This window comes from Blautia sp. AF19-10LB (assembly GCF_003461245.1).
GTDB classification, from domain to species: Bacteria; Bacillota; Clostridia; order Lachnospirales; family Lachnospiraceae; genus Blautia_A; species Blautia_A intestinihominis.
Genome location: NZ_QTWS01000003.1, coordinates 158,960 through 177,883 on the forward strand (window position 1 = coordinate 158,960; position 18,924 = coordinate 177,883).

Genomic DNA, 18,924 nt, shown 5'->3' on the forward strand with positions numbered 1-18,924 from the left:
TAGAAAGTTTATAGATTTTAAATTATAATCTACGAATTATAATTTATTGAGAAACTTAGGATATTCTTTTTCATTGGATTAGAGCAGCTCCAAACTTAACTTCTTAAATTTCAAACTGTTTTCCTTTGAAATAAGATTCCTTATAATCTCTTCTTAACATCTGTTGTGAGGAGATGTTCTTCTGATGCAAAGTTTCAATCCATATTAGAATAAATCTTATATGCATCTCAAAGTATCTTGCTTATTTATCTTCAAGCTTCTCTGGATCTCTGCTTCCAGACGATGCTCTAAAATAAGGAGTTATACTTTTTCAAAAATGTTTCTTTACACATTTTCGAAAGTCTCTGTATCAGGTGCGTGATAGTTATTCAATATAAGTAATCGATTCTATATACCTGTAATACTTATGATAAACGATCATTTCTTTTCATGAAGTCCTGTTCACCAGGCTGTAAATTTCATCTTTCTTCTCTAAGAATATGATTATTTCTTAAATTAATGGGCTAATATGTATCAGGTCTTTCTTGCAGGAAACTCGATTCCTATCACTTCTTATATTGATTGTGATTAGTAACTACTGTCCCAACGGTATCACCCTTGCCTTTCTTTTGATTTTCATTCCTTTCATGTTCTCTATACTATGAATTGAATGAGTTTCTTTTGTGTTTTGTTTTTGTTTTCTTTTGATGTCATTATAATAGCACTGTATAGTGTATTTGTCAACACATTTTTCGATTATTTTTTAATTTATTGTATATTTTTCGTGTTTATAATATTATTCTTGTTTTATTTGTGTGTATTTTTTATTATTTTCTGATAATTTAAACATATTATAAAACTCCTCTTCCATACAAAAAGCAGTCCCGCGGGAGGCTGTGGTAAGCCATCCTGCGGGACTGCACAAACAGGGGTTGGTTCTGTATGTGGGGTGCCAGAACCAGTCTTATTTTCTGTTGTAGTTGATCAGACATCCTTTGAGGATGATCTCACGTTCGTCATCGGTCAGTTCTCCGAGTGTTACCTGGAACTCCTTAAGTCCGTCTTCTTTGACTACATATCCGGTGATGCTGTCGGCTTTATCAGCAACAGCTTCTCTGATATGCGGGAAGAACAGGAAATCACCGTTGGTAAACGGAAGCTCTCCCTGCGGGATCAGGAATGGAAGCATGCCCCAGTTGATAAGGTTTGAGCGGTAACGTTTGGTAGCGTACTCGTTTGCGATGTTTGCCCATCCGCCGAGAACCTTCTGGCAGGAAGCGGCCTGCTCACGTGCAGAGCCATCACCAGGTTTTACAGCGAAGATCGTACTTCCGACTCCGACGTTTTCTTTGCTGATATCTGCGAACTGTTTCTTAACAGCTTCCATAACCGGTTTCAGTTCCGGAACTGCCTCTGCCGGACATTCTCCTGCTTCGATCGCCTTCTGTGCCTTCTGGATCTCTTTGGCACGTCCAACGTACTCCGGATCTCTTCTGGAAAGAGTGAACTCTGCCAGTCCAAGCGGATTGGAACGGAAAGAGGAAGTCTCACCGGAAGGAATCAGCTCGTCTGTTGTTGTAACAGGATCATGGATCTCAGAAACAACTTTGAGAACAAGGTTCTCTGCCAGCGCAGGCATCTCCGGCCAGTCTTTGATGTTTGGTCCGAACTGGATCTCAACGCTTGGATCTGCAACGCCCTTGCTGTCAAAGATACGGTTCTCATAAATTGTTTTGTCGAAGAAATATTTCTGATGTCTGTAGCTTCCGGTAAATTCTTCTGCGGAAGTCAGGAAGCCTTTGTTTGCTGCTGTTGCTGCGATGGATCTCGCATCCATAAGTGCAACGGAAGAAATCTGTCCGTTCTGGACCTTGGAACCTTCACGGTTCGGGAAGTTTCTCGTTGTATGACGGATACTGAACGCATTATTTGCAGGTGTGTCTCCGGCACCGAAGCACGGTCCGCAGAAAGCAGTCTTGACAACTGCCCCTGTTGCAAGGAGGTCAGCCAGGACACCGTTTCTTGCAAGTTCCATATAGATCGGTGTACTTGCCGGGTAAACGCTGAGTGTAAAGGCGTCTGCACCGATGCTTGCTCCGCGGAGGATGTCTGCTGCTGCACAGATATTCTCAAATCCGCCGCCTGCACATCCGGCGATGATTCCCTGCTCTACATAAAGTTTACCGTCAACGACTTTGTCCTTGAGAGAATATGGAACTTTGCCGTCGAGACTGATCTGAGCCTTTTTCTCTACATCATCAAGGATGTCATAGAGGTTTTCTTTGAGTTCATCGATAGTATAGGTATTGCTTGGGTGGAATGGCATTGCGATCATCGGTTTGATCTCACTTAAGTCAACCTCTACGCAGCCGTCATAGTATGCAACCTTGCCCGGTTTGAGTTCTTTGTAGTCTTCTTTTCTGCCATGGATCTCGTAGAATTCTTCGATGGTCTCATCTGTCTGCCAGATAGAAGAAAGACAGGTTGTCTCTGTTGTCATAACGTCAATTCCGATACGGAAGTCTGCACTTAAACCTGCAACTCCAGGTCCTACGAATTCCATAACTTTGTTCTTAACGTATCCATTGGCAAATACCTTGCCGATGATCGCCAGAGCAACGTCCTGCGGTCCTACGCCCGGTCTCGGCTGTCCCTTGAGGTAGATCGCAACTACGCCCGGCATATTGATATCATAAGTCTGGGAAAGGAGCTGCTTAACCAACTCACCGCCACCCTCGCCCATGGCCATGGTACCAAGTGCACCATAACGGGTGTGGCTGTCAGAACCCAGGATCATCTTGCCGCCGCCTGCAAGCATCTCACGTGCGAACTGATGGATGACTGCCTGATGAGGAGGTACATATACTCCGCCATATTTCTTTGCACAGGTAAGTCCGAACATGTGGTCATCTTCGTTGATTGTTCCGCCTACTGCACACAGAGAGTTGTGACAGTTTGTCAGCACATATGGGATCGGGAATTTCTCAAGTCCTGAAGCACGTGCTGTCTGGATGATTCCTACAAAAGTAATATCATGGGATGTTAACTTATCAAACTTGATCTGTAATTTCTGCATATTTCCGGAAGTATTGTGTGCTTCCAGGATATCATATGCCATGGTGTTCTTTGCTGCGTCTTCTCTGGATACCGGCTGATCAAACTTGCTTTCTTCAACAATGTCACTGCCATTTACAAGGTAAACGCCACCGTCGTATAGCTTCATAATAATCCTCCATTCATATAAATTATGCATTGCACGCTTCTGTGTTTTTGCAAAATGTATATTAATTATACTTTATCTCGCTAAAATCTGCAACGACATTTCACAAGAAGATATATAAAAATTCTTGACAAAATAATAACTGATAACTACAATGCCATTAGCAAACACCTACTATTGATGTAAAAAACAGGGGATAAATTTGAATCAGAGAGATAATACTTTTTTTGAAGCTTATAAACGTCTTGACCGGCTTTGCAGAGATATTCTCAACTGCCAAAATGGTGTTAGTGAATATATTCAGCAAATGGATAAAACTCCTCAGGCGCAGTATACAGTTACCAATTGGGAAAAAGATTATAAAATGTTGAAGCATATCCGCTGGGTCAGAAATCAAATAGCCCATGATATCTCAGACGCTCCATTCAGCACAGAAGCTGATTTGGAATTTACAAATGCATTTTATGATCGAATCATAAATCAAAATGATCCTTTCTCACATTTAAGAAAAGCAGAACAAAGAAAAACCTATGCCAATAACAATTATTATTTTCCGCCAAAGTCTTCAGATAACTCCTTTCATACTCAGTTACCTGACACTTCTAATGGCAGTTCATCACATGGACCTCTGGCAGTTATCAGTATCATAGCTGGCATAATTATTATAATTTTAATCGTTTTTTCACTTATAAATATGAACTTATAACATCTTTACTTGCATATTAAAAGCCATTATACTTAAAATCACTTAGCACTCAAATATTTCTGTCACCTGTGGCAGTTTTGATAGGGAGGTAGGAACACTATGTTTCGTTTATGGGGAAAACTGTGGAAAGACAACCACATGCTGAAAGATCTCGTCATTGATGACGACTCAGAAGATACAAGGACACACAAGATCTTCCGTGCACTGCAGGAGATCTGCTATGATTTTGACCTGGAAAATCCGATCTGGCTGGACAGCAATGTCACGGATTTCAAACGCCATTCCAGAACACGGTTCCGCCAGGACAGTTTTATTGAACATATTGAATTTGATTACCTGGAGATTCAGGTGATCGAGGAAGATTAAAAAAGTGCCGCTCACAGCTTCACTGATAATAACAGTTTGCTGCAAGCGGCATTTTTTCGTATCAGACAATCCACTTACCCAATACCGGTATTTTTTTGATAAGTATTACCGCAAGGCAGCTAAGTCCAAAGATACACACCATGACTATCGGGATCGCAATCACTGTATTTCCGATCATCATGCTGTCTATTCCAGCTCTGTGCAGGATGTCGCGGAAAAATGCATGGATCAGATAGATTCCGAACGTATAACCTCCCAACCGACATATGATCTCTTCCTGTTTCTCGCTCCAATGTATTTTGGACACATGATTTTTGAAAAATAAGAAAATCGCACTTCCCCAGAAAAATCCCGCAAGCGTAAAGTTTTCATAATAGGACTGGAGTTCTCTTCCCACTCTCGGTGACATGTACTGACTGAGCAGGATTGCCGCAAGGATCAGTGAAATTCCCAGAATATAAATCGTTCGTTCCAGCTTCCTGGAAATCTCATAATGTGAAAGGTAATGTCCCAGGATAAAATATCCTGCATAGTCCACGACCATTCCCGGCTGAACCGTATGCATCACATTCATGACGTATTCCTTCAGCGGGAACGAAAAACAGTTTACTGTGTATGGTATGATCTTGATGAGCAGAAACATCAGGATCAGATATTCTTCCCATTTCTTACTTCGTTCACAGTTTACGATTTCCCACAAAAGCGGTGTCACTATCAGGAGTCCTGCTAACATAGGAAGATACCACAGATGGAAATAGGATTCACTGCAATAGATCAGTATTTTCTTAAAAAACGATACAGATCCTATCGCTGGTTTCCCCGCCATTACGATCCTGTATACCGCATAAAAAATCTGCCAGAACACATACGCCACTGCTATCTGAAAAATATTCCTGGTCCAGAGTTTCTTGAGTGACCAGTTTCTCTTACCATCCAGATACAGCGTTCCGCTGATCATGATAAACGATGCCACTGCAAAACGGTTGATTCCATGGTAAAAATTCGAAATTCTCCATATACTGGAATCCAGTGGTGTATCCCGGAAATGCTGTGACCCGGCATGAATGCCGATCACACCGATGCAGGCTGCAATTCGCAGGAGTTCTATCCATGTAATTCTCTTTTTATTCATTTTTGTTTCGTGGGGCTGTCCCCCATTTCTCCTTAATTTTGTGTATCCGCAACTATCTTATTTCTTCACAATTACATATTTCAAGTTTCTCAGATGTTACTGTTCGCTCCGTTCACAGTAACTCTCAGATCCTTCTGAAAGTATAACAAACGAACTGCCTTCCTACAAGCAATATTTCTTCCACGATCTGTCATTCCATAAATTCCCGGATGATCTCACGCATGATCTCCTCTTCCTCCGGGCTCAGCATTTTGCTGAAATGGCTTCCGGTCGCCGCTGTCTGGCGGATGCTTGCCGTGATCTTCTCCACCATCTCTTCCTGGAGAACGGGGTCCATCCTGGGCGGCGGTGCGACTGGTTCCGCCTTTCGCGGTGTGACTGTCTCCTCTCTTTTGGTCCGTGCAGAAAGGATATAGTCTGCCAGAGAATTCATCACAAGCTCTTCCCGGTAAGCAAAATCCAGAGCCTGTCTCAGAATCATCAATGCAACCGGGATCACCGTTCCCAGATAAAGATACCTAAGCGGCAGCCCACTTGTCCACTTGAGCTTTGTCACAAACAGGATTGCAAGCCCCAGACACAACGTTGACAGAAGCGACGGCAGCCAGACCAGAAAGTTCATCCTGTTCAGCAGTTTATCTCTTGTTTTCCAGAGGTTCAGCCATTTTTCCTTAAGGCTTGTGACTGCATTTGTTCTTCGCAGAGTTCTTCTGTAAGTAAGGTGTACTGCCAGCATGCCAACCGCTCCGAAAGCTCCGGCGGCTGCCATGATGCAAAGCAGTATCTGCAGGTTCATGATTCGCTCCAGCATAAGCCCCTCCTTGCTTTTACAATCTCTCCGACACCTTCTCGGCTTTTCTTCTGCTGTTAATTCCCATTCTACACCCGTATGAACTTGCTGGAAACAAAAATCGTTCGTCAAATTCTCCCTGGAAAATGCGAAAAACTCCTCTGAACGGCTGATTTATCTGCTTTTCGTGATAATTCAACCTCCCATGAGGAGTTTCTGTCGTTTTATATTCTGTCTGGATCTTTCATAACCTGATATTTACATTTCTTCCAGTGCCTTGACAACCTCTTCAAACTGCATGAAATGGGATGCTTTTACAAGGATCGTATCTCCCTCCTGGACAAGATCTCCAAGATGCTCAAGGAGAGATTCCCGGCTCTCTTCATAAATTACTTTAAATTCCTGATCTGCTTTGCGTGCAGCTTCTGCCATATGCACAGAAAGCGCACCAACACAGATGCAGACATCAATTCCGCACTGTGCTGCATGAGTTCCGACTTCTTCATGAAGCGCGATCTCATTTTCTCCAAGTTCTCCCATATCTCCAAGGATCGCCACTCTTCGTCCTTCTCCGTCGTGAAGAACATCAAGGGAAGCTTTCATGGACATCGGGTTTGCGTTGTAGCAGTCATCCACTACCAGGAATTTGTCTGTCTCGATCATTTTGAAACGTCCGCGGATCGTCTCCAGGCTTTCGATACCTCTCTTGATCTCCTCGATGGAAAGCCCGTAAATGCGTCCTACAGCAGCTGCTGCCAGTGCATTGTAGACCATATGGATCCCCGGTGTCGGAACAAGCACATCAAAAGCATCCTCGCCAAGATGAATACGGCAGGCAACGCCCTTGAGTCCCTTGCTCTCGATCTGATCCGCATATACATCTCGCTCTGCATTGAGTCCGAAAAATACCGGTTTGACGCCATTGTATTCACTTACTGTCGCCAGTTTATCGTCATCACCATTCAGAACAATATGTCCTTTCGGGTTCATGGACTTAAAGATCTCTGTTTTGGCTTTGAGCACACCATCGCGGTCTCCGAGATTTTCGAGATGGCAGGTTCCGATATTTGTGATCACACAGGTATCCGGTCTGGCGATCTTTGTCAGTCTGGTCATCTCGCCAAAATCACTGATTCCCATTTCCAGAACTGCGATCTGATCTTCATCTCTCAGGCGGAAAACAGTCAACGGAAGTCCCAGTTCATTATTAAAGTTTCCCTGTGTCTTGAGTGTGCGGTATTTTTCTTTAAGTACAGAAGCGATCACTTCTTTTGTGCTGGTCTTGCCAACACTTCCGGTGATCCCGACAACCGGGATCTGAAGCTGTTTCAGATAAAATTCTGCGATATCCTTCACTGCCTGAAGAGAAGATCCTACCTGGATATATGGAAAATCTGCATTCTCCAGTTCTCTCTCTGAAAGTGTGACAAGCGCACCCTTGCTCATGACATCCGGGATAAAACGGTGTGCATCTACACGTTCTCCTACGATTGGAACAAACAGGCTGTCTTTTTCAATCTTGCGGCTGTCTGTAGTGATGGAGGAAACTTCCCTGTCCATCACGTTTTCCGGACCATGGTATGTACCGGAGCAGACTTCGGTAAGATTCTTTATAGTAAGATTTTTCATATCGATTTCCTCTTTAGTTGTACTTTTTCTGTGAAACGCGGATCAGTTCTTCACACAGTGTCGGGTAATCCATTCCGAGAACGGCTGCTTCCTGCGGGATCAGGCTGGTCGGGGTCATTCCCGGGAGGGTGTTGGCTTCCAGGCAGTAGATCTTTTCGTCTTCGGTCACGATGAAGTCAAGTCTTGCGTAGCTTTCCATTTCCAGTGCATGATAGCCGTCCACGGCTGCTTCCTGAAGGCGTTTTGTCAGTTCCTCTGAGATCGGAGCCGGACAGGTTTCCTGTACTGCACCTGGTTTGTATTTATTCTCGTAATCGTAAAAGCCTTCTTTCGGCACGATCTGGACTACCGGGTAGGCAGTTCCGTCAACGACCGCAACTGTGTATTCCACACCCTTGATGAATTCTTCGATGACAACTTCGTTTTCGTATTCAAAAGCTTCATCCAGTGCTTTGACATAATCTTCCTGATTATCTACGATATAGACACCGATGCTGGAACCACCGCAGCATGTCTTGACAACTACAGGAAATTCCATGCCAAGTGCCGCAAGAGAGTCCTGACGGTCTTTTTTCTTCATGGCTTTTCCGCCCGGTGTGCTTACGCCTCTCATCTGGAACATTGCTTTGGTCACGCCTTTGTCCATTGCCATCGCACTGCTTAAGTATCCGGTTCCGGTATAAGGAATTCCCATCAGGTCAAATGCTGCCTGTAACTTGCCGTCCTCTCCGTTTGCACCGTGAAGTCCGAGAAAAACAAAGTCGGCTTTTTTGCAGAGTTCGATGACATTTGACCCGAAGAAATCTCTGCGGGCTTTCTTTAATTCTTTCATCTGCGGATTAAAGCCCTTGATATACTCTGCTGCTTTTTCGACATCGTATTCCGCCGGGAACGGATCTTCCCAGTTTACGGTTTCGAGGCCACAGAATACATCCACCAGGATCGCCTGATGTCCTTTCTGTCTGAGTGCCTGGCAGATTCCTGTTCCTGATACGATAGAAACATCTCTTTCTGTACTGGTTCCACCTGCTAATACAACAATTTTCATATTCTTCCATCTCCTTAAGGAAAGCAAAAACTGCTGCAAAAATTCACTTCAGAATCTCTGCAGCATTTTACCTGTTCTTATTTATAAATAACCACCGGCATACCGGTTTCTACGTTCTGATACAACTCCTGTGCCGCTTCTTCAGACAGGACAATACAGCCCTCTGTACTGCTCCAGTCCGTCATATCTGAACTGAAATCTGTCTCTGACGAACTTCCAAAACTGTCTGCTTCACTTTCCGTTGCCGTCCCAGGTTCAAATCCCGGATCACCATAGATTCCAAGATCATCTGTAAAGGACATCCAGCAATCCACCGTCATATTTCCAACTGCCTGCTGGTTTTTCTTTTCTTCGATCGAATAAACTCCATCCGGTGTACTGCTGCTGATCGCGATCCCGGTATCTACAACAGGATTTCCACTCTTGTAAAGTACAAGCCTGCGGTCAGTAAGATTGACTTCCACATAAGAATATCCGATATCATTCGTGTAGCGGCTCGCCGCTTCCTGTGCATATACCGGCTCTCTCACCTGTGTTTTCTTATCCATGATCGCCTGATACAAAGCATCCGCTTCTTTCGGCTGGTCGATCAGCCATCCATAAGTGCCACCGGATACGGTGACCTCTCTGTTGTCATAAGTTGAAAAAGAACGCTCTATACCCACTGTATCATATTTTGATGCCAGCTGTCCAACATAAGATGCAATTGCGCTGTGATCCAGCATCAGATTTCCATCCTCATCACGGCTGAGCCATTCCTTGATCAAGGTACGATCAACCGTTTCCTTGCGGTCACTGAAATCATAGGTGACCACAACATCAGTAAGCTCATTCATCTGCTCGCAGTCTTCTGTCAGTTCATCGCCATATACTGCAGGATCTACATAGCAGCCATCCACATCAAGATCTACCAGCGTTCTTCCTGTCGTAACTGCATTGGAAATGTCTTTCTGCAATTTTTCTTTGTCGATCTTTGTTCCTTCTACTTCCGGTACGACCTCAAATCCGTCATCATTTTGCTTTATGTATGCATCGTAAGGTTCCTGATTGTCCTTCATACAGTTCAGACTATCGATGACCTGCTCAAATTTGTCCTGATCATAAGTAACAGATGATGGAACCTCCCAGGATTTGTGCTGGCTGAATGCGAGGAACCACTGAAAGCGCTTCTGTTCATGGAGCATTCGGTTCACGCTTCCATCAGAAGTATATTTCAGGTCGATCTCATCTGCTGAAATACTCTCCCGACCGTTTCCTCTGGTCTGAATAGCCAGAATATATACACTGGTTTCTTCTGCCAGAAGTTTCTCTGTTTCTTCCTGTGTCATGTAAGAGCAGTTAAAACCGTTTACCTGTGTTCCCGGCAGGAAATGTTCTGTAAAATAATATACTCCAAAAAAGTAGGCACCGATGGTCAGTAAAAACAGCACAACAATGAAGCCTACCAGTATCTTTCTTTCTCTGCTCATCCCTGTGTTTTCTTCTGCCATGATGCCTCCTTTATAGCTCCTGTCTTATTCAGCCAAAAGTTTCTCTACGCTTGCGAGTTTGACGCAGACAACGAATACTTCTGCTGCTTTGGCAAGTTCGTCAATTGGCGGGAAGGACGGTGCAATACGGATATTGCTGTCTTTCGGGTCTTTGCCATATGGATAAGTTGCTCCTGCACCTGTCATGACAACGCCTGCTTCTTTTGCTTTGGCAACGATTGCTTTGGCACAGCCATCCATGGATTCGAAGGAAATGAAGTATCCACCCTTCGGTGTTGTCCAGCTTCCGATTCCAAGTCCGCCGAGTTCTTTTTCAAGGGTGGACTCTACCATCTCGAATTTCGGGCGAAGGATTGCTGCATGTTTGCTCATGTGTGCATGAACACCGTCCAGGTTCTTGAAGAATCTTACGTGACGAAGCTGGTTCAGTTTGTCATGTCCGATCGTCTGAACAGTCATATATTTGCGGAAATCATCCAGGTTTGCTTTGGATGCTGCTACTGCTGCGATACCGGAACCCGGGAAGCTGATCTTGGATGTGGAAGTAAATTTGTAAACAATGTCAGGATTGCCTGCTTTTGCACATTCTTCCAGGATCTCAAGAAGGAAATCCTGTTTCTCTTCTCCATCATAAAGATGATGTACGCTGTAAGCATTGTCCCAGTAGATACGGAAATCCGGTGCTGCCGGTTTCAGGCGTGCAAAGCGCTTAACTGTTTCTTCTGAATAAGTGTAGCCCTGCGGGTTGGAGTATTTCGGAACACACCAGATACCTTTGATCGCAGGATCTTCGCTTACAAGTTTCTCAACCATATCCATGTCCGGACCCTGTGGAGTCATCGGAACATTGATCATCTCGATTCCGAAGAATTCTGTAACTTTGAAATGACGGTCATATCCCGGAACAGGACAAAGGAATTTTACTTTGTCAAGTTTGCACCATGGAGTGTTTCCCATAACGCCGTGAGTCATGGAACGTGCTACGGTATCAAACATAACGTTCAGACTGGAAGTACCATAAATGATGATGTTCTCCGGAGATACTTCAGAGATTTCTCCAAGAAGGCGTTTGGCTTCCGGGATACCATCCATAACACCGTAGTTACGGCAGTCTACACCTGTTTCGCATTTCAGGTCCGCGCTGCTTGACAGAACATCCATCAATCCCATGGAAAGATCAAGCTGGTCAGCCGCCGGTTTACCACGAGACATATCCAGGGCAAGTCCCTGTGCCTTGATCTCTGCATACTGCTGATCCAGTTCCTTCTTCAGAGCAAGAAGCTGTTCTCTGCTCATTTCACTGTACTTCTGCATAATTTGTCCTCCTCGTGCCGCTTCCAGAATCCTGTACCGGCATAATATAAATTTCTTTTTTCTTTTGATATCTAATATTACTATCCCGTCTATTTTAGTATGCTAAATTCCCGCTTGTCAAGCCCTGCTGCCCCTGTATTTGAAAAAAAATTTCTCGAATCAGTGTGATAAAGTGTGAATTCTGCATAAAGTCCCCTGCTTATACACAAAACGCCACAGTTTTACTTGCAGAATTTCGTTGTTTCACCTATACTGAATAGGCAGGAATATCCTGAATGTTTCTATTTAAATGTAATAAAAGAAAGGTTATCATATATATGTGGATTGCAAATGACTGGAAAGAATACGAAGTAATTGACACTTCCTGTGGAGAAAAGCTGGAACGCTGGGGTAAATATACTCTGGTCCGTCCGGATCCGCAGGTTATCTGGGACACTCCGAAGGTAAGCCGTGGATGGAAAAACATGAACGCCCACTACCACAGAAGCAAAAAAGGCGGCGGTGAATGGGAATTCTTTGACCTCCCTCAGCAGTGGGATCTCCATTACAAAGATCTTACTTTCCATCTGAAACCGTTCAGTTTCAAACACACCGGACTTTTCCCGGAGCAGGCTGTCAACTGGGATTGGTTTGGTGACAAGATCCGTAATGCAGGCCGTCCGATCAAAGTGCTGAACCTTTTTGCCTACACAGGCGGTGCAACTCTGGCTGCCGCTGCTGCCGGTGCACAGGTTACCCACGTAGACGCTTCCAAAGGAATGGTCAACTGGGCGAAGGAAAACGCTGCCGCTTCCGGACTTTCTGACGCACCGATCCGCTGGCTGGTGGACGACTGTGTGAAATTTGTGGAGCGTGAGATCCGTCGTGGCAATCACTACGATGCGATCATCATGGACCCGCCGTCCTACGGACGTGGACCGAAGGGTGAGATCTGGAAGATCGAGGAGGCGATCCATCCTCTGATCAAGCTCTGCGTGAAACTTTTAAGCCCGAACCCGCTATTTTTCCTCATCAACTCCTACACCACAGGTCTGGCTCCTGCCGTACTGACTTATATGCTGGCAACCGAGCTGAAAGACTTCGACGGACATGTTGACTCCCAGGAGATCGGACTTCCGGTAACCTCCAACGGACTGGTACTTCCATGTGGTGCTTCCGGACGCTGGGAGGCGAAATAATGAAGGAAGAAAAATCCAAGGACGCTCTTCCCTACACCTGTACTCCGGCTTATGACCGTAGCAGTTGTGGGAACTGTGTCTGTGCAACCTGTTACGAGCAGGAATTCTGCGATCGCTGCAGTTCCTGCAAAGAACTTTCTCACAAAAAAGACGCCTGTGGACGTTACGAAGGCGCGTATTGCTACTAATAGCACAACAGGAGATGCTGACATGATCGATCGTCAGCATCTCCTGTTTTTTATAAATTTGTTTTGCGTTCTTTCGGGAAGGTCATGGTGATCTCGGTTCCTTTGCCAACTTCGCTGAGCATCTTGAGTGTGCCGCCGAGGAAGGTAACGCCATGTTTCACGATCGACAGGCCCAGTCCAGTGCCGCCGATGGATTTGGAGTGGCTTTTGTCTACGCGATAGAAGCGTTCGAAGACTCTGCTGCGGTCTTCTCTCGGGATTCCGATGCCGTTGTCTTTGACGCGGATCTCTACGCTTTCTCCAAGATCCTGCAGATGGATGCTTACCGTACCGTCATCTCTGTTATACTTGATTCCGTTATCACACAAATTATAGATCACTTCTTCCAGTATCGGACGAACTGTACAGAAGACCAGTTTCTCGCCGTCAATAAAGAGATGTACGTTCTTCTTTGCTGCGATTTCTTTCAGGTTTCCGCAGACATTCTTTACTACGGCATATGCATCTACTTTTTCCCACTCATATGGGTTTTCTCCCTCGTCAAGCTGTGAGATCTTGATGGTATCTTCCACAAGATGGATCAGTCTCTGTGCTTCCCGGTAAATCCTTCCGGCAAACTTCCGAATGTCTTCTTCCTGTACCAGACCGCCCTCTATGATCTCTGCAAAACCAGAGATAGATGTCAATGGTGTCTTGAGTTCATGTGATACATTTGCAGAAAATTCTCTCCGCAGGTTCTCCCTCTCCATCTTTTCGGTTTCATTGACAAGAAGCAGAACTGCACCTGCAACTTTAGTATCTCTGAATACCGGATTGGCGATAAGCTGAACATATTCGCCATCTAGCTGCAGCATCGCACTGCCATGACGACCGCCCAGGACTTCCTCGATCACCTTGCGGAAATCCTCATTCCTGTCAAGAGAATAAACGCTTTCTCCTGTCTTTGGTTCCCGTACCTGGAACATTCTCCATACACTGGAATTCCCAGAAAGAATGATCGTATATGCATCAATGACCAGCAGTCCTTCCTGCATGTTTTCGGTGATGATCTGGAATTCTTCCTGGTTTCGGCGTGCCGTTTCAAGCTGTGTCTGGATCTGGCGGTTCTGCTTATGGATCCTGCTGAGGAGCGGACCCACTTCCTCATAGATCTGGTTTTCTTCCGGGTGATCCAGATCCAGTTCGTTGATCGGTTTAACGATATTTGCAGACATACGCGCCGCTGCGAATCCTGCAAGGAACAACATTATGACTGCAATACAAAGAACCGGGGGAACAAGCTGAAGCATCAGTGCAAAGACAGAAGACTGTGTGCCTGCCACACGAAGGACAGAACCATTGGTAAGCTTTAACGCATAATAAACTGTCTTTTCAGACAGTGTCTTTGACATTCGTTCCGCATATCCGCTCCCATTTTCCAGTGCTTCCTGAACTTCTTTACGATCGTTGTGGTTTTCCATGGAAGATGCATCTGCCTGGCTGTCATAAAGTACCGTTCCTGACGCATCCATATAGGTAATACGGGCGTCTTTCTGCTTTATCTGTTCCAGATAATCAACGCCGCTTTGTTCTACCCCATACGCCAGATAGGAAGCTTCTTTCTCGAGCTCCCCATCTAACTGCTTTCCAAAATATTGATACAAAACGCCCAGTACAAAGGCACTTCCCAGTATCAGGATCATTGCTGAAGCCAGGACAGTTGATCTGAATATCTTTTTTGTCAAGCCTGGTTTCCTCCCATTTGATGTTCATTGTTTCTGTGGCTGCCAGTGATCGCATATTCAACCCATTCTGCGATATTCACCGCATGGTCTCCGATACGCTCCATATATTTGGCCGTCATAAGGAGATCAAGTCCTGCTTTTGCATCCAGATTCTGGTACATCAGTGTCGCCAGTTCTTCCTTGACCTGATTAAAAGCGTCATCTACCTGGTCATCATCATCAATGACTTTGCGGCAGAGTTTCAGATCTTTTTTTACAAACGCATCGACGCTTTCTGTCACCATGCGGACAGTCATTTCTGCCATCTTTCCGATCAGTTCCGGAACCTCCACATGATTCGTCTCGATAAACTGAGAAAGATCAGCGATATCCGCCGCCTGGTCTCCGATACGCTCCATGTCTGAGATCATTTTGAGTACTGCTGAAACCTCTCGCAGATCTCTTGCCACAGGCTGCTGGTGAAGCAAAATACGCATGCAGTGATTCTCGATCTCTCGCTCTTTTGTATCGATTTCTCTGTCTGTATCGAAGATCTCTCTGATACAGTTCTCGCCACGGATCGCTCTGTTTGAAAGTGAGATCACCTTCTCACAGAGACTTCCCATTGTGATCATCTGTACATGAAGTTCTTCAAGCTGCCGTTCGAAATGTGTTGCCATGATCAACCAAACCTCCCTGTAATATAATCCTCGGTTCTTTTATCCTTCGGCATAGAAAACAAGGTATCTGTATCATTAAATTCTACCACTTCTCCCAGAAGGAAGAAAGCTGTTTTGTCAGAAATTCGAGTTGCCTGCTGCATGTTATGAGTAACGATCACGATCGTATAATCGCCCTTCAGTTCCATTGCAAGTTCCTCGATCTTGGATGTGGAGATCGGGTCGAGTGCGGAGGTCGGCTCATCCATCAAAAGGACTTCCGGCTGTACTGCCAGTGCTCTTGCAATGCAGAGTCTCTGCTGCTGTCCACCGGACATTCCGAGGGCACTTTTCTTTAATCTGTCTTTTACTTCGTCCCAGATTGCAGCGTCACGGAGAGATTTTTCAACGATCTCATCCAGTTTTGCCTTGGAACGGATCCCGTGTGTTCTCGGTCCATATGCAATGTTATCGTAAATGCTCATCGGAAACGGATTCGGCTTCTGGAATACCATTCCGACTCTTTTACGGAGAACATTGACATCCATATCACCGTAGATATCTTCGCCGTCAAGCTCTACTCTTCCGGTGATCTTACATCCTTCTACAAGGTCATTCATACGGTTCAGAGACTTCAGAAGTGTGGATTTACCACATCCACTCGGTCCGATAAAAGCAGTAATTTCTTTTTCCGGAATATGCATATTGATGTCTTTCAGCGCATGAAAATTTCCATAAAAAAGGTTCATATCTTCGATTGAAAGTTTAATATTATCACTCATTTTCTGTTATCCTTTCGCGATACATTTTGCCACCATACCGGATAAACCGTTGATGAGCAGTACAAATAAGAGAATCACAACTGCTGTCGCAGATGCCTGGTTCATATGAAGACCTTCGCTGGAAAGTACATACATATGAAGTGCCAGTGTACGTCCGGATCCCATCAGATTCGGAACCTGTGCAACCGTTCCTGAAGTATAGAGGAGTGCTGCTGTTTCACCAATGATACGTCCAATTGCAAGAATGATACCGGCAAGGATTCCCGGTACTGCGGAAGGAAGTACGATCGTAAAAATAGTACGAAGTTTACCTGCTCCAAGTCCGAAACTTGCCTCTCTGTAGGAGTCCGGAACAGCTTTTAATGCTTCTTCAGAAGTACGCATGATAAGTGGAAGCACCATGATGACCAGGGTACATGCGCCTGCCAGGAGTGACATTCCCCAGTGGAGTGCTGTTACAAAAAACAGCATACCAAACAGACCAAATACGATAGACGGAATACCGGAAAGTGTCTCGGCTGTGATACGGATGATCTGTATCAGTTTGTTTCCTTTTTTTGCATATTCTACCAGGTAGATTGCTGCGAAGATTCCAAGCGGTGCGGCAATCACGAGGGATAAAGCAGTCATGATAAAGGTATTTATCAGAGACGGCATCAGAGAAACATTATCAGAAGTATATTCCAGGCTGAAAAGGCTTGGTGTCAGATATGGAATACCTTTGACAAGGATGTATGCCACCAGGAAGATCAGCACGGAAAAAGTAACGATTGCTGCTCCTACAGTGAGAAGTGCAAGCACTCCTGAGCCTGGATGACGCAGGTAGGAACGGATACGGTCCGCTGTTGATGTCTGATTTCTTTTTTTCATATTTTCCACCGTCGGATCTATTGCTGCTGCATTAGTTTGCATGTTCTGACCTCCTGTTCAGCAGAGAAAGACTCAGGTTGATGATCAGAATGAATACAAAAAGTACCACTCCTGTTGCGATCAGTGCTTCTCTGTGAAGGCCTGTCGCATAACCCATTTCTGTTACGATATTTGCAGTCATTGTTCGAAGTCCTTTGAGCAGTCCTGCAGGCATTCTTGCCTGGTTTCCGGCTACCATGATGACCGCCATTGTCTCACCGATCGCACGTCCGATTCCAAGGACAACTGCTGCGAGAATACCGGATTTTGCTGCCGGGAGCATGACCATAAAGATGCTTCTTTCTTTTGTTGCACCCAGTGCCAGGGAGCCTTCATAATAGCTTTCCGGTACACTTCTGAGTGCAGATTCTGTAGGTCCAATGATCGTCGGAAGGATCATGATCGCCAGAAGAAGGGACGCTGCCAGCCAGCTTGTTCCTGTTCCACCGAAGGTGTTTCGGATCAGCGGTACCATCAGTACCAGACCGAAGAAACCATATACGATGGATGGAACACCTGCCATCAGTTCAATTCCTGATTTCAGCGGCCGGTAAATTTTTTGTGGACAGTAGCGTGCCATGAACACGGATGTAAACAATGCGATCGGAACACCGATCAGGATTGCTCCGCCTGTTACATAAATGCTGGCGATGATCATCGGGAAAATTCCGAATTTATCGTTGGATGGTTTCCAGGTTGTTCCAAGAAGGAACTTCACTGGTCCGATCTTTGCGATGGCAGGAAGTCCGTTCGCAAACAGGAACAGACAGATCAGAAATACTGCCAGAACGGATGCACAGGCTGCGACCATAAATACGACTTTCATAGCCTGTTCTTTAAATTTATTCATACAGGACTCTTCCTCTCTCCTAAATAAACATACAAGAAGCCCGGCAAACCGAGCCTCTGTTCTGTCACTCTGTATCTTCTGTCTTACTTAGCCAGGTCTTCCCAAGTGGTGGTTTCACCTGTAAAGATGGATTTCACCTGATCACTGGTCAGATCATCAATATCGTTTGAAGTGTTTACTACAACTGCGATACCGTCTCTTGCGATCTCAGTTGCTGTAAGGTTTTCGCTTGTCTCTTCATCTTTGAGGTCACGGGATGCCATACCGATGTCGCAGATTCCTTCTGCTGCGGATGTGATACCCGTTGTGGAATCGCTCTGCTGTACTTCTACAGTGATCTTTCCGCCGTTTGCTTTTTCGTATGCTTCTTTCAGTTTTTCCATAACCGGTGTTACAGAAGAAGAACCAGCTACAACAACTTTACCTTCTGCATCGCTCTGCTCGTAAGCTGCTGCATCATCTGCTACTTTGATGTATCCGTTGTCTTCTACGATCTGCTGTCCGTCAGAGCTCATGATGTAGTTTTCGAAATCCTGAGCTGCATCGCTGAGGCTGTCAGTTGTTATGATATTGAACGGACGGGATACTTTGTATGTATCGTTTGCAACGTTTTCTGCGGATGCTTCTGCACCGTCGATCTTGACTGCTTTTACTGTGTCATTCAGAGAACCAAGGGAAATATATCCGATCGCATTCTCATCGCCAGCTACTGTTGTCATCATAACGGAAGTGCTGTTTGTGATGCTTGCATCCTCTGTTGTCATATCTACTTTTTCATCGCCCTGTTTTTCTTCAATTCCAAACAGTTCGATAAATGCTCCTCTTGTACCTGAACCGTCTTCACGGGAAATTACATCAATTGTTCCGCTTGCTGCGCTTGCTACAGATGCAAATGCGGTTGTTCCAATAAGTGCTGCTGTTACGATTGCGAGAAATTTTTTCTTCATAATAATAAATCTCCTCTTTATTTTGCTTTATTTA

Annotated in this window: 17 protein-coding genes; 4 read left to right on the top strand and 13 right to left on the bottom strand. The window is 45.0% G+C overall.

The window, feature by feature from the left end; translation table 11 throughout:
- Positions 1-943: 943 nt before the first annotated feature.
- Complete coding sequence (locus tag DWX28_RS03550) at positions 944-3,202, bottom strand: hydratase (RefSeq protein WP_022214091.1); 2,259 nt, start codon at positions 3,200-3,202, stop codon at positions 944-946.
- Between the two features lie 199 nt (positions 3,203-3,401).
- Between DWX28_RS03550 and DWX28_RS03555 the strand changes: the two genes are divergently transcribed.
- Together DWX28_RS03555 and DWX28_RS03560 are read left to right on the top strand one after the other, a co-directional pair.
- Positions 3,402-3,905 (top strand): DUF6548 family protein, encoded by a 504-nt coding sequence (locus DWX28_RS03555; RefSeq protein ID WP_118251851.1) that lies wholly within the window; start codon positions 3,402-3,404, stop codon positions 3,903-3,905.
- Between the two features lie 99 nt (positions 3,906-4,004).
- Entirely contained in the window at positions 4,005-4,271 is a 267-nt protein-coding gene (locus DWX28_RS03560) for a hypothetical protein (protein ID WP_022214093.1), read from the top strand.
- A 61-nt stretch (positions 4,272-4,332) separates the two neighbouring features.
- On the opposite strand, the gene DWX28_RS03565 is transcribed toward DWX28_RS03560, so the two are convergent.
- The 6 genes from DWX28_RS03565 to DWX28_RS03590 form a co-directional block, all read right to left on the bottom strand.
- Complete coding sequence (locus DWX28_RS03565) at positions 4,333-5,403, bottom strand: acyltransferase (protein WP_022214094.1); 1,071 nt, start codon at positions 5,401-5,403, stop codon at positions 4,333-4,335.
- A 190-nt stretch (positions 5,404-5,593) separates the two neighbouring features.
- Positions 5,594-6,214 (bottom strand): hypothetical protein, encoded by a 621-nt coding sequence (locus tag DWX28_RS03570; RefSeq protein ID WP_118251852.1) that lies wholly within the window; start codon positions 6,212-6,214, stop codon positions 5,594-5,596.
- Positions 6,215-6,451: 237 nt separating this feature from the next.
- On the bottom strand, positions 6,452-7,822 hold the full coding sequence (locus tag DWX28_RS03575; protein ID WP_022214096.1) for a UDP-N-acetylmuramoyl-tripeptide--D-alanyl-D-alanine ligase: 1,371 nt from the start codon (positions 7,820-7,822) through the stop codon (positions 6,452-6,454).
- 13 nt (positions 7,823-7,835) lie between these two features.
- Positions 7,836-8,870, bottom strand: a complete 1,035-nt coding sequence (locus DWX28_RS03580) for a D-alanine--D-alanine ligase family protein (protein WP_022214097.1) — start codon at positions 8,868-8,870, stop codon at positions 7,836-7,838.
- A gap of 77 nt (positions 8,871-8,947) precedes the next feature.
- A complete protein-coding gene (locus DWX28_RS03585) occupies positions 8,948-10,360 on the bottom strand; it encodes a L,D-transpeptidase family protein (RefSeq protein ID WP_118251853.1) in 1,413 nt (470 codons plus the stop codon).
- Between the two features lie 24 nt (positions 10,361-10,384).
- On the bottom strand, positions 10,385-11,674 hold the full coding sequence (locus tag DWX28_RS03590; protein ID WP_022214099.1) for a transcriptional regulator: 1,290 nt from the start codon (positions 11,672-11,674) through the stop codon (positions 10,385-10,387).
- A gap of 317 nt (positions 11,675-11,991) precedes the next feature.
- Between DWX28_RS03590 and DWX28_RS03595 the strand changes: the two genes are divergently transcribed.
- Together DWX28_RS03595 and DWX28_RS03600 are read left to right on the top strand one after the other, a co-directional pair.
- The gene (locus tag DWX28_RS03595; RefSeq protein WP_118251883.1) at positions 11,992-12,852 is read left to right on the top strand and encodes a class I SAM-dependent methyltransferase; all 861 of its coding nucleotides are present in this window, start codon (positions 11,992-11,994) and stop codon (positions 12,850-12,852) included.
- The gene (locus DWX28_RS03600) at positions 12,852-13,040 is read left to right on the top strand and encodes a hypothetical protein (protein WP_022214101.1); all 189 of its coding nucleotides are present in this window, start codon (positions 12,852-12,854) and stop codon (positions 13,038-13,040) included. The genes DWX28_RS03595 and DWX28_RS03600 overlap by 1 nt, the downstream gene beginning before the upstream one ends.
- 50 nt (positions 13,041-13,090) lie before the next feature.
- Here DWX28_RS03600 and DWX28_RS03605 read toward each other — a convergent pair whose 3' ends face one another.
- From DWX28_RS03605 to DWX28_RS03630, 6 genes are all read right to left on the bottom strand, one after another.
- Complete coding sequence (locus tag DWX28_RS03605) at positions 13,091-14,764, bottom strand: sensor histidine kinase (protein WP_118251854.1); 1,674 nt, start codon at positions 14,762-14,764, stop codon at positions 13,091-13,093.
- A complete protein-coding gene (phoU, locus tag DWX28_RS03610) occupies positions 14,761-15,423 on the bottom strand; it encodes a phosphate signaling complex protein PhoU (RefSeq protein WP_118251855.1) in 663 nt (220 codons plus the stop codon). The genes DWX28_RS03605 and phoU overlap by 4 nt, the downstream gene beginning before the upstream one ends.
- Before the next feature lie 2 nt (positions 15,424-15,425).
- Positions 15,426-16,184 (bottom strand): phosphate ABC transporter ATP-binding protein PstB, encoded by a 759-nt coding sequence (gene pstB / locus DWX28_RS03615; RefSeq protein ID WP_118251856.1) that lies wholly within the window; start codon positions 16,182-16,184, stop codon positions 15,426-15,428.
- Positions 16,185-16,190: 6 nt separating this feature from the next.
- On the bottom strand, positions 16,191-17,096 hold the full coding sequence (pstA, locus tag DWX28_RS03620; RefSeq protein ID WP_199611791.1) for a phosphate ABC transporter permease PstA: 906 nt from the start codon (positions 17,094-17,096) through the stop codon (positions 16,191-16,193).
- Complete coding sequence (gene pstC, locus DWX28_RS03625; RefSeq protein WP_022214106.1) at positions 17,086-17,943, bottom strand: phosphate ABC transporter permease subunit PstC; 858 nt, start codon at positions 17,941-17,943, stop codon at positions 17,086-17,088. The genes pstA and pstC overlap by 11 nt, the downstream gene beginning before the upstream one ends.
- Before the next feature lie 83 nt (positions 17,944-18,026).
- Positions 18,027-18,890 carry a substrate-binding domain-containing protein gene (locus DWX28_RS03630; protein ID WP_022214107.1) on the bottom strand — a complete coding sequence of 288 codons (864 nt, stop codon included), beginning with the start codon at positions 18,888-18,890 and terminating at the stop codon, positions 18,027-18,029.
- Positions 18,891-18,924 lie beyond the last annotated feature (34 nt).

Coding starts and splice junctions, on each gene's coding strand:
- DWX28_RS03560 (WP_022214093.1), top strand. CDS start 4,005: ATGTTTCGTTTATGGGGAAAACTGTGGAAAGACAACCACATGCTGAAA.
- DWX28_RS03595 (WP_118251883.1), top strand. CDS start 11,992: ATGTGGATTGCAAATGACTGGAAAGAATACGAAGTAATTGACACTTCC.
- DWX28_RS03590 (WP_022214099.1), bottom strand. CDS start 11,674: ATGCAGAAGTACAGTGAAATGAGCAGAGAACAGCTTCTTGCTCTGAAG.
- DWX28_RS03575 (WP_022214096.1), bottom strand. CDS start 7,822: ATGAAAAATCTTACTATAAAGAATCTTACCGAAGTCTGCTCCGGTACA.
- DWX28_RS03570 (WP_118251852.1), bottom strand. CDS start 6,214: ATGCTGGAGCGAATCATGAACCTGCAGATACTGCTTTGCATCATGGCA.
- DWX28_RS03630 (WP_022214107.1), bottom strand. CDS start 18,890: ATGAAGAAAAAATTTCTCGCAATCGTAACAGCAGCACTTATTGGAACA.
- pstB (WP_118251856.1), bottom strand. CDS start 16,184: ATGAGTGATAATATTAAACTTTCAATCGAAGATATGAACCTTTTTTAT.
- DWX28_RS03580 (WP_022214097.1), bottom strand. CDS start 8,870: ATGAAAATTGTTGTATTAGCAGGTGGAACCAGTACAGAAAGAGATGTT.
- DWX28_RS03565 (WP_022214094.1), bottom strand. CDS start 5,403: ATGAATAAAAAGAGAATTACATGGATAGAACTCCTGCGAATTGCAGCC.
- DWX28_RS03585 (WP_118251853.1), bottom strand. CDS start 10,360: ATGGCAGAAGAAAACACAGGGATGAGCAGAGAAAGAAAGATACTGGTA.
- DWX28_RS03550 (WP_022214091.1), bottom strand. CDS start 3,202: ATGAAGCTATACGACGGTGGCGTTTACCTTGTAAATGGCAGTGACATT.
- phoU (WP_118251855.1), bottom strand. CDS start 15,423: ATGGCAACACATTTCGAACGGCAGCTTGAAGAACTTCATGTACAGATG.
- DWX28_RS03600 (WP_022214101.1), top strand. CDS start 12,852: ATGAAGGAAGAAAAATCCAAGGACGCTCTTCCCTACACCTGTACTCCG.
- pstA (WP_199611791.1), bottom strand. CDS start 17,096: ATGCAAACTAATGCAGCAGCAATAGATCCGACGGTGGAAAATATGAAA.
- pstC (WP_022214106.1), bottom strand. CDS start 17,943: ATGAATAAATTTAAAGAACAGGCTATGAAAGTCGTATTTATGGTCGCA.